The sequence below is a fragment of the Burkholderia sp. Ac-20379 genome (assembly GCF_017104645.1).
Lineage (GTDB): Bacteria > Pseudomonadota > Gammaproteobacteria > Burkholderiales > Burkholderiaceae > Burkholderia.
Genome location: NZ_JAAGPF010000301.1, coordinates 1 through 9,349, shown reverse-complemented (window position 1 = coordinate 9,349; position 9,349 = coordinate 1). Strand labels below are relative to the sequence as shown.

8 protein-coding genes and 1 pseudogene are annotated in these 9,349 nt (G+C 67.6%); 6 read left to right on the top strand and 3 right to left on the bottom strand.

Annotated elements, in window-relative coordinates; genetic code table 11:
• Positions 1–588: pseudogene (locus G3N92_RS26785) on the top strand (hypothetical protein); the annotation flags it as partial.
• A 121-nt stretch (positions 589–709) separates the two neighbouring features.
• Positions 710–1,078 carry a hypothetical protein gene (locus tag G3N92_RS26780; protein ID WP_206130607.1) on the top strand — a complete coding sequence of 123 codons (369 nt, stop codon included), beginning with the start codon at positions 710–712 and terminating at the stop codon, positions 1,076–1,078.
• On the opposite strand, the gene G3N92_RS26775 is transcribed toward G3N92_RS26780, so the two are convergent.
• Positions 1,075–2,253, bottom strand: coding sequence for a glycosyltransferase (locus G3N92_RS26775; RefSeq protein WP_206130606.1), 1,179 nt, complete (start codon positions 2,251–2,253; stop codon positions 1,075–1,077). The genes G3N92_RS26780 and G3N92_RS26775 overlap by 4 nt on opposite strands.
• Positions 2,254–2,626: 373 nt before the next feature.
• On the opposite strand from G3N92_RS26775, the gene ispH reads away from it, so the two are divergent.
• The 3 genes from ispH (at position 2,627) to G3N92_RS26760 (ending at position 5,557) form a co-directional block, all read left to right on the top strand.
• A complete protein-coding gene (ispH, locus tag G3N92_RS26770) occupies positions 2,627–3,568 on the top strand; it encodes a 4-hydroxy-3-methylbut-2-enyl diphosphate reductase (protein WP_206130605.1) in 942 nt (313 codons plus the stop codon).
• A gap of 12 nt (positions 3,569–3,580) precedes the next feature.
• The gene (gene hpnH / locus G3N92_RS26765; protein WP_206130604.1) at positions 3,581–4,741 is read left to right on the top strand and encodes an adenosyl-hopene transferase HpnH; all 1,161 of its coding nucleotides are present in this window, start codon (positions 3,581–3,583) and stop codon (positions 4,739–4,741) included.
• A gap of 432 nt (positions 4,742–5,173) precedes the next feature.
• Entirely contained in the window at positions 5,174–5,557 is a 384-nt protein-coding gene (locus G3N92_RS26760; protein WP_206130603.1) for a hypothetical protein, read from the top strand.
• Positions 5,558–5,578: 21 nt separating this feature from the next.
• Here G3N92_RS26760 and G3N92_RS26755 read toward each other — a convergent pair whose 3' ends face one another.
• Positions 5,579–6,892, bottom strand: a complete 1,314-nt coding sequence (locus G3N92_RS26755) for an MFS transporter (protein ID WP_206130602.1) — start codon at positions 6,890–6,892, stop codon at positions 5,579–5,581.
• A gap of 177 nt (positions 6,893–7,069) precedes the next feature.
• Positions 7,070–8,155: a tartrate dehydrogenase gene (locus tag G3N92_RS26750; RefSeq protein WP_206130601.1), complete on the bottom strand. Its 1,086-nt coding sequence runs from the start codon at positions 8,153–8,155 to the stop codon at positions 7,070–7,072.
• A 112-nt stretch (positions 8,156–8,267) separates the two neighbouring features.
• Between G3N92_RS26750 and G3N92_RS26745 the strand changes: the two genes are divergently transcribed.
• Positions 8,268–9,263 (top strand): LysR substrate-binding domain-containing protein, encoded by a 996-nt coding sequence (locus G3N92_RS26745; protein ID WP_206130600.1) that lies wholly within the window; start codon positions 8,268–8,270, stop codon positions 9,261–9,263.
• The last annotated feature ends 86 nt before the right edge of the window (positions 9,264–9,349 follow it).

Below are 9,349 nucleotides of genomic sequence, written 5' to 3'. Positions count from 1 at the left end.
TCGAACTGCGCGGAGCGCGCCGCGCTGGCCGACGCGTCCGAGCAGTTCGAATCGGAGCGCACCGCCGCGCAGGCCACGGCCGCGCTCGCATCGGCCGACAAGGCCGCCGCCGAATTGCTCGCGGCGCAAGCCGCCTCCGACAAGGCCACGGCCGAAGCCGTGCTGCGCGAAGCCGCCGACAAGGAAGCCGCGCTCGCGCAGGCTGCCGCGAAGCTGGCCGAAACGGCAACGGAAGCCGCCGCACCGCAGGCCGCCGAAGCCGTCGCCGACGCGAAACTGGTCGTCGCCCGCCCGTCGCAGGACGCCGTCACGCTCACGATCGGCGCCAATCAGGTGCCGTTCCCGCCGTCGCAGTTGAGCCAGCTGATCGAGGAGCTCGCGCACGCGCGCGCCTCGATGACGATCGAGCAACCCAAGGGCCTGCCGGCCGGCTGGCGTTTTGTGTCGACCCGCAATCCGATGATGGCGGTGCAGAAGCAGTCGAACGGCGACCGCCTGCTGGTCGCGCGTCACACCGGCTACGGCTGGGTGCCGTTCACGTTCTCGCCGGACACGGTGATCCAGATGTACATGCTGCTGACGCAGTAAAGGCAGCGGGCCGGAGCGGCCTCACAGGCAAAACGGCACACGATCGCGAGATCGATGTGCCGTTTTTCGTTGACGGGTGCGCAGCGCGCGCAGCGGAGGGTTGTCAGACTTGAACACGCCGATGAACACCGCCACGCGCGAATTCGTCTGGGCCATCATGTCGGAATTTTTCGTCGACACCGAGATCGACTACGACGCCGAAGCGGCCAAGCTCGCGCGCTTTCCGGAAGACGCGCTGCGCACGATTTTCTTCGAGGATGTCGCGCCTGTCTGCGGGCCGAACCTGCTGACGCCGATTCCGCCGATCTGGCTCGGCTTCGACACCCGCGCGCTGGTGGCCGCAATCCACTTGCAACGGGCCAAATGTGAGCGCTCGCTTACATCGCGACTGCGTCACCGCGCGGCGGTGTGCTATTACCGGCTCAGGCTCGGCGGCGTCTGGAAGGACGTGGCCGCGGCGCTTGAACGCGCACGGCCACCCGCGCCTTAGCGCTCCACCGGCGCCTGCACGCGCGCCTTCCACTGCCCGCCCTTGCCGCGCCAGTAGCGCCACGCCGACGCGAACGTCGCGCCGTTGTAGAACAGCGCGACCAGCGGCAGCGCGGGCGCCCACAGCAGCGAACGCCGGTAATAGGCCAGCATCGGCGCGTAGGACGCGCTCATCGCCGCCCACGCGAGCCACGCCGGCCAGGCCTGCGCGCCGTACGCGAGCGACGCGACGGGCGGCAGCAGATAGATGATCGACATGCCGAGCAGCGTGCCGGCCAGCAGCAGCGGCGAATAGCGCAACTGCGTGAACGCGGTGCGCGCGATCATGTTCCAGATGTCGCGCCAGCTGTCGTACGGACGCAGCGACACGCTGCGATCGGCCAGGTCGAGCCGGATCGGATGATGCTTGCCGCCGCGATGCTTGATCTGCGCGGCCAGGCTGCAATCGTCGATCAGCGCGCCGCGAATCGATTCGATGCCGCCCGCTTCCTCCAGCGCCGCGCGCCGCACCAGCATGCAGCCGCCTGCAGCGCCGGCCGTCTTGCTGCGCGTGTCGTTGATCCACGAGAACGGGTAGAGCTTCGCGAAGAAGAACACGAACGCCGGGATCAGCGCCTTTTCCCAGAACGAATCGCAACGCAGGCGCACCATCAGCGAAACCAGATCGCGGCTTTCGGCCTGCGCGCGCGTCACCAGTTGGGCCACGGCGTCGGCCGGATGGCCGATGTCGGCGTCGGTCAGCAGCAGGTAATCGGCCGGCAGGCCGAGCGTGCGGACGGCGGCGATGCCCTGCGACTGCGCCCAGACCTTGCCCGACCAGCCGGCCGGCAACGGCTGCGCGCTCAGCACCGTCAGGCGATCGGCGTGCCGGGCGGCCAGCGCCGCCGCGCGTGCGGCGTCGGCGGTGCCGTCGGTGCTGTGGTCGTCGACCACGATCACGTGGAACGCGCCCGGGTAATCCTGCTGCACCAGCGACGTCACGGCCTCGCCGATCACGTCGACTTCATTGCGCGCCGGCACCACCACGGCCACCGCCGGCCATTCTCCGGCCGCGCGCGCCGGAACGGGCAGCGGCGCCGGCGGGTTGGCGCGCCAGAAACCGCCGCGCGCGAACAACAGCACGCACCAAATAATCAGGGACAGACAAGACAGGCCAAAGACGATCTGGAGCGTCATACGCCGCCCTCCGCCGCACCGTTTTCCAACCACCCGTGCACGCGCTGCAACAGCGCTTCATGCGGGGACACACCCTTGAATTGGACTTCCATCCCGATCGCCTGTGAGGCCCGCGCGGCCAAGCTCCGCCGCCGGGCGCGTTCAAAACCGCGTAGTTTATCCGGGTTCGGCGGGCCGGGTTGCGACGGCGAATTCGGGTGCAGTGCAACACCTTCGGGGTCATACAAAGCAAGACCGGGCCGATAGCGTTAGAATGCGCGATTAATCTGGCGGTCGGTGCATTCGAACCGGCTGCCATAAACATCGAGTTGGGGCGATCGGGCCGGCCTGCCGGCCGTCTCGAACCCCGCGTAGTCGTCGGAGTTCGCCCTTTATGCGTGTCATTCTTGCCCAACCCCGGGGCTTCTGTGCCGGTGTAGTCCGTGCGATCGAGATCGTCGATCGCGCGCTGCTCCAGCACGGCGCGCCGATCTACGTCCGGCACGAAATCGTTCACAACCGCCATGTCGTCGACAACCTGCGCAACAAGGGAGCGAAGTTCGTCGAGGAACTCGACGAGGTGCCGCACGGCGCCGTCGCGATCTTCAGCGCGCACGGCGTGGCGCAGACGGTCGAGAAGGATGCCGAGGCGCGCGGGCTGGATGTGCTCGACGCCACGTGCCCGCTCGTCACGAAAGTGCACGTGCAGGGCCGTCAGTATGTATCGGCCGGCCGCCGCCTGATCCTGATCGGGCATGCCGGCCATCCGGAAGTCGAAGGCACGATCGGCCAGATTCCCGCCGAAGTCACCCTCGTGCAGAGTGAAGCCGAGGTTGCTACGCTATCGCTGCCGGTCGATACGCCGGTTGCCTACGTGACGCAGACGACGCTGTCCGTCGACGACACGCGCGGCATCATCGAAGCATTGACGCGCAAGTTCACCGACATCGTCGGCCCGGACACGCGCGACATCTGTTATGCAACGCAAAACCGCCAGGCTGCCGTGCGCGAGCTGAGCAACCAGGTGGACGTGCTGGTCGTCGTCGGCGCGACGAACAGCTCGAACTCGAACCGTCTGCGCGAGATCGGCACCGAAAGCGGTGTGCCGAGCTACCTCGTGGCGGATGGTTCGGAAGTGCGCGCCGAATGGTTCGCGAACGCGCAGACGATCGGCCTCACGGCCGGTGCGTCGGCGCCCGAGGAAATGGTCGAGGACGTGATTGCCGCGCTGCGTGCGCTGGGCCCCGTCGACGTCGTCACCATGACCGGCCGCGAGGAAAAAGTCGAATTCAAGTTGCCGGCGAAGCTTCTGCAAGCTGTCGCCCGCGAAGTCTAAGGAGGACATCAATTGTCTATTCCGTTGCTCCAGCAAGTCCGGGTCGGCGCATACATCATGCGCAAACACCTGTCCGGCAACAAACGCTACCCGCTCGCGCTGATGCTCGAGCCGCTGTTCCGCTGCAACCTGGCCTGTAACGGCTGCGGCAAGATCGATTATCCGGATCCGATCCTGAACCAGCGCCTGTCCGTCGAGGAATGCCTGCAGGCCGTCGACGAAGCCAACGCGCCGATCGTCTCGATCGCCGGCGGCGAGCCGCTGCTGCACCGCGACATGCCGGAAATCGTCAAGGGCATCATGAAGCGCAAGAAGTTCGTGTACCTGTGCACGAACGCGCTGCTGATGGAAAAGAAGATGGACGACTACGAGCCGAGCCCGTATTTCGTCTGGTCGGTCCACCTCGACGGCGACCGCGAAGCGCACGATCATTCCGTGTCGCAGGAAGGCACGTACGACAAGGCCGTGGCCGCGATCAAGGAAGCCAAGCGCCGCGGCTTCCGCGTCAACATCAACTGCACGCTGTTCAACGACGCCGTGCCCGAGCGCGTGGCGAAGTTCTTCGACACGCTGGGCCCGATGGGCGTCGACGGCATCACCGTCTCGCCGGGCTACGCCTACGAGCGCGCGCCGGATCAGCAGCACTTCCTGAACCGCGACAAGACCAAGACCCTGTTCCGCGAGATCTTCAAGCGCGGCGAGGGCGGCAAGCGCTGGTCGTTCAGCCAGTCGTCGCTGTTCCTCGACTTCCTGGCCGGCAACCAGACGTACAAGTGCACGCCGTGGGGCAACCCGGCGCGTACCGTGTTCGGCTGGCAAAAGCCGTGCTATCTGGTCGGCGAAGGTTATGTGAAGACCTTCAAGGAACTGATGGAAACGACGGAGTGGGACAACTACGGCGTCGGCAACTACGAGAAGTGCGCGGACTGCATGGTTCACTGCGGCTTCGAAGCCACCGCCGTGGTCGATACCATCACGAACCCGCTGAAGGCCTTCGCGCTGAGCCGCAAGGGCATCAAGACGGAAGGCGCGTTCGCCCCGGATATTCCGATCGACAAGCAACGTCCGGCCGAGTACGTGTTCTCGCGCCACGTCGAGATCAAGCTCGAAGAGATCAAGATCGCCGGCAAGGGCAAGCTGCAGAAGTCGGCCAAGGCCGCCAACGCGGTTTGAGGTTGATGGCCTGCCAGCTCGCTGGCAGGCCTGCGACGATCGAAACAAGGGCGCCCCGGAGCAATCCGGGGCGCCCTTGTGTTTTGGAGCGATGCGGCGACACTCGTTACCCCGTCAAATCGACGACGTGATACGTGCTCGGCGCCGGATGAAGACGGCGCAATTGCCGATCCACGGCAACTCGGCGCGCCAATTCGCGCTCGGGGATCTGTTTTTCCACTGGAGACACCCGAAGCACCAGGCCGGTATTGTCCCGCCACAGGTTGCCGTGCGTTTTCCGCGATCCATTGGCAAGCCGGATTTCTCCGCCATCGCAATACATCGGCTTGTCGCGTTTGAATTGGCGTCGACACTATCTCCGGCGGCATTGCCACGCCATGCGATTATTCCGAAACTGGCTGCGATATTTCGACAGACACGCACACACCCGCCATGACCCATCCCGCTCTCGCCTGCCTCCACGCCGCCCGCACCATCGTCGATCGAGCCTGGAAGGATCAGGATGCGTTCGACGACACGCTGCGCGAAGCCGCCGCGCTGCTCGACGCGGAACGCCTGCGCCACCCGCACGACGTGGCCGTGCTGACCTGTCTCGGCGCGGTGCTCTGCGATCTGCAGCAGCACGCCCTGGCGCGCGAACATCTCGAACTCGCCATCTCCCTCGGCACGACCGACCGCAACACGCACGTCAATCTGTTCGTCGCCCTGCTCGGCTGCACGACGCAGGCCAAGGCGAAGGCCGCGCTGAAACGCGCGGCAGGGCTCGATGCGAACCCCGCCACCTGGCAGGCCTACTTCGATCCGCACGCGATGTAATGCCGCGCGCGATCCACGCCGCTACCGTCCCCCGCTCACCGCATTTCCCGCCTCGCCGCGCCCCGCCGACTGCCGGCTCAACACCAGCGTCAACACCGCCGACAGCGCCAGGCTCGCGCCCACCACGTACAACCCCGCCGCGTAGCTGCCCGTCACGCCCTTGAGCCAGCCGATCGCGAACGGCCCGACGAAGCCGCCGAGGTTGCCGATCGAATTGATCATCGCGATCCCCGCCGCCGCGCCCGAGCCGGACAGGAACAGGCTCGGCATCGCCCACAGCGGCGCCTTCGCGGCGCTGATGCCGATATTGACGATCACCAGCGCGGCAATCACGCCGACGATGGTGCTCGCGCCGCCCGCGAACACGAACCCGACGCAGGCCAGCGCACACGGAATCACGACGTGCCACGTCCGCTCGCCGGTGCGATCGGAATGCCGCGCCCAGAGGATCATCGCCACCACGGCCAGCACGCTCGGAATCGCGTTAAGCAGGCCCGTCTGCAGCGCATCGAAGCCGTACTGGCGGATGATCAGCGGCGCCCACAAGCCGAGCGTGTACAGCCCCGCCGACGTGCCGAAATAGATCAACGCGAGCGCCAGCACGCGCAAGTCGCGCAACGCGGCAATCGGCCCGATCGTATGGCCGACGCGCGCGTGCCGCGCATCGGCTTCCGATTTGAGCTTGGCGATCAGCCAGTCGCGCTCGTCGTCGGCGAGCCAGCGCGCGTCGGCCGGCTTGTCGGTCAGCGCGCGCAGCACCACGAAGCCGAGGATCACGGCCGGCACGGCCTCGATCACGTAGAGCATCTGCCAATCGCGCATGCCGAACACGGACGGCAACTGCATGATCGCGCCCGACAGTGGCGAGCCGATCGCGGTGGAGATCGGCGCGGCGGCCATGAACCACGCGGCGGCCACGGCGCGCTGGCGCGTCGGAAACCACTGCGCGAGGTAGTAGATGATGCCCGGGAAGAAGCCCGCCTCGGCCACGCCGAGCAGGAAGCGCACCGAATAGAAGCTGGCCGGCCCGGTGACGAGCGCGGCGGCGGCCGAGACGATGCCCCACGAGATCATCACGCGCGCGATCCAGATGCGCGCGCCAACCTTGCTGAGGATCAGGTTCGACGGCACCTCGAACAGGAAGTAGCCGATGAAGAACAACCCGCCGCCGAAGCCGAACGCGGTCGGCGTGAGGCCCAGATCGGCGTTCATGGTCAGCGCGGCGAAGCCCACGTTGACGCGGTCGAGGAAGCTGACGAAGTAGAGCAGCATCACGAACGGAATGATCCGCCACATGAGCTTGCGGGTAACGCGGCTTTCGAGATCGGTTTGCATGCGTGTCTCCTGCGGCCTCCCGGCGCGATGCCGCGCCACGGAAGCCGAATGTCGTGATCGACGGGCTTCTACGGCCCCGTTCGATGGCGCGCCGCCGTCCGATTGGCGAGCGGCGCAGTGGTGCATGTCGAACACAGCGGAAGGCGGCGGCGGGCGCGCGGCCCGCGCCGCCGGACGTCAGGCGGCGACGGCCGCCCGTTGCGCGACTCGCGCGCACACCGCCGCCGTCACCTGCTCGGTGGTGGCCTTGCCGCCGAGATCGCCGGTGTGCAGCGCGGGGTCGGCCGTGACGGCCTCGACGGCCTGCATCACGCGCGCGGCGGCTTCGCGCTCGCCGAGGTGCTCGAGCAGCATGACCACCGACCAGAACGTGCCGATCGGATTGGCGATGCCCTTGCCCATGATGTCGAACGCCGAGCCGTGGATCGGCTCGAACATCGACGGATAGCGGCGCTCCGGATCGATGTTGCCGGTCGGCGCGATGCCGAGGCTGCCGGCCAGCGCGGCGGCCAGATCGCTGAGGATGTCGGCGTGCAGGTTGGTGGCGACGATCGTGTCGAGCGAGGCCGGCCGGTTGATCATGCGCGCGGTGGAGGCGTCGACCAGTTCCTTGTCCCACTTCACGTCCGGGAATTCCTTGGCGATCTGGTTGGCGATCTCGTCCCACATCACCATCGCGTGGCGCTGCGCGTTGCTCTTGGTGATCACCGTCAGCAGCTTGCGCGGGCGCGACTGCGCCAGGCGGAACGCGAAGCGCATGATCCGCTCGACGCCGGCGCGCGTCATCATCGACACGTCGGTGGCGGCCTCGATCGGATGCCCCTGATGCACGCGGCCGCCCACGCCCGCGTATTCGCCCTCGGAGTTCTCGCGCACGATCACCCAATCCATGTCCTTCGGGCCGCAGCGCTTGAGCGGCGCATCGATGCCGGGCAGGATCCGCGTCGGACGCACGTTGGCGTATTGATCGAAGCCCTGGCAGATCTTCAGGCGCAGGCCCCACAGCGTGATGTGGTCGGGCACGTCCGGGTCGCCGGCGGAGCCGAACAGGATCGCGTCCTTGTCGCGCAGCGCGTCCAGCCCATCGGCCGGCATCATCGCGCCGTGCTGGCGGTAATAATCGGCGCCCCAGTCGAAATCCTCGAAATCGAATGCGAAGCCCGCGCCCGAGGCGGCCAGCGTTTCGAGCACGCGGCGGCCCGCCGGGATCACTTCCTTGCCGATGCCGTCGCCCGGAATGGTGGCGATGCGATAGGTCTTCATACGGTTGTCTCCGTTTGGCTGTCTGTCAGTGCGGTGACGGTAACGCGGCGGCCGGTGTAAAAACCGGTGCTAGACTCAAAGCATCTTTAACTTCCATTCACAAGTGGACGTCATGACCGATGCCGTGCAGCCCGCCGATCTGGCGTTCTTCTCGACGCTCGCCGCCTCGGGCAGCCTCAGCGCCGCCGCGCGCGAGCTGGGCCTTACGCCGGCCGCGGTCAGCAAGCGGCTCGCGCAGATGGAGCAGCGCGCGGGCGTGGCGCTCGTCAACCGCACCACGCGGCGCATGGCGCTGACGCCGGAAGGCGATGTCTACCTGGAGCGCGCGCGCAAGATCCTCGACGAAATCCAGCAGCTCGGCGATCTGCTGTCGAACGCGAACGGCCAGCCGCGCGGGCTGCTGCGCGTGAACGCCACGCTCGGCTTCGGCCGCAGCGCGGTGGGCCCGGCCATTTCGCGCTACGCGCGCCGCTATCCCGAGGTGGACGTGCAGCTGCAGCTGTCGGTCACGCCGCCGCTGACCGACGACAGCTTCGACATCTGCATCCGCTTCGGCGAGCCGCCCGACACGCGCGTGGTGGCGCGCCGGCTCGCGTCGAACCGCCGGCTGCTGTGCGCGTCGCCGGCCTATCTGGCCGCGCGCGGCGTGCCGCGCAAGCCCGCCGATCTGGCGCGCCACAACTGCATCGGCATCCGTCAGGGCGACGAGGCCTACGGCGTCTGGCGGCTCACGCACGGGCGCGGCAGCGCGCGCGCCACCGAGGCGGTGCGGATCGGCGGCAGCCTGACCACCAACGACGGCGAGATCGCCGTCAAATGGGCGCTCGACGGGCACGGCATCCTGATGCGCGCGGAATGGGACGTGCTCGACTATCTGGCCGACGGGCGGCTGGTGCCGGTGCTGCCCGATTGCGAGACGCCGGCCGCGGACATCTACGCCGTGTATCCGCACCGGCTGCAGATGTCGGCGCGCGTGCGCAGCTTCGTCGATTTCATCGCGGCGGAGTTCGCGCAGCCGCGAGCGGGGGCGGCGGCAGCGCCCGCAAGCACGCCGCCGCCATTGGAAGGCGCTGCGCCGGCCCACCGCCGAGGCACGCGCCGCCGCTGACCGCGCATCGGCGCAATCTCATCGCCCACGCAGCGCCAGCGTCGCACGCGCCGGTCCGCTGAACCGGCCGGAACGCGTCCCGGCCG

Coding starts and splice junctions, on each gene's coding strand:
- G3N92_RS26745 (WP_206130600.1), top strand. CDS start 8,268: ATGACCGATGCCGTGCAGCCCGCCGATCTGGCGTTCTTCTCGACGCTC.
- G3N92_RS26755 (WP_206130602.1), bottom strand. CDS start 6,892: ATGCAAACCGATCTCGAAAGCCGCGTTACCCGCAAGCTCATGTGGCGG.
- G3N92_RS26775 (WP_206130606.1), bottom strand. CDS start 2,253: ATGACGCTCCAGATCGTCTTTGGCCTGTCTTGTCTGTCCCTGATTATT.
- G3N92_RS26750 (WP_206130601.1), bottom strand. CDS start 8,155: ATGAAGACCTATCGCATCGCCACCATTCCGGGCGACGGCATCGGCAAG.
- G3N92_RS26760 (WP_206130603.1), top strand. CDS start 5,174: ATGACCCATCCCGCTCTCGCCTGCCTCCACGCCGCCCGCACCATCGTC.
- G3N92_RS26780 (WP_206130607.1), top strand. CDS start 710: ATGAACACCGCCACGCGCGAATTCGTCTGGGCCATCATGTCGGAATTT.
- ispH (WP_206130605.1), top strand. CDS start 2,627: ATGCGTGTCATTCTTGCCCAACCCCGGGGCTTCTGTGCCGGTGTAGTC.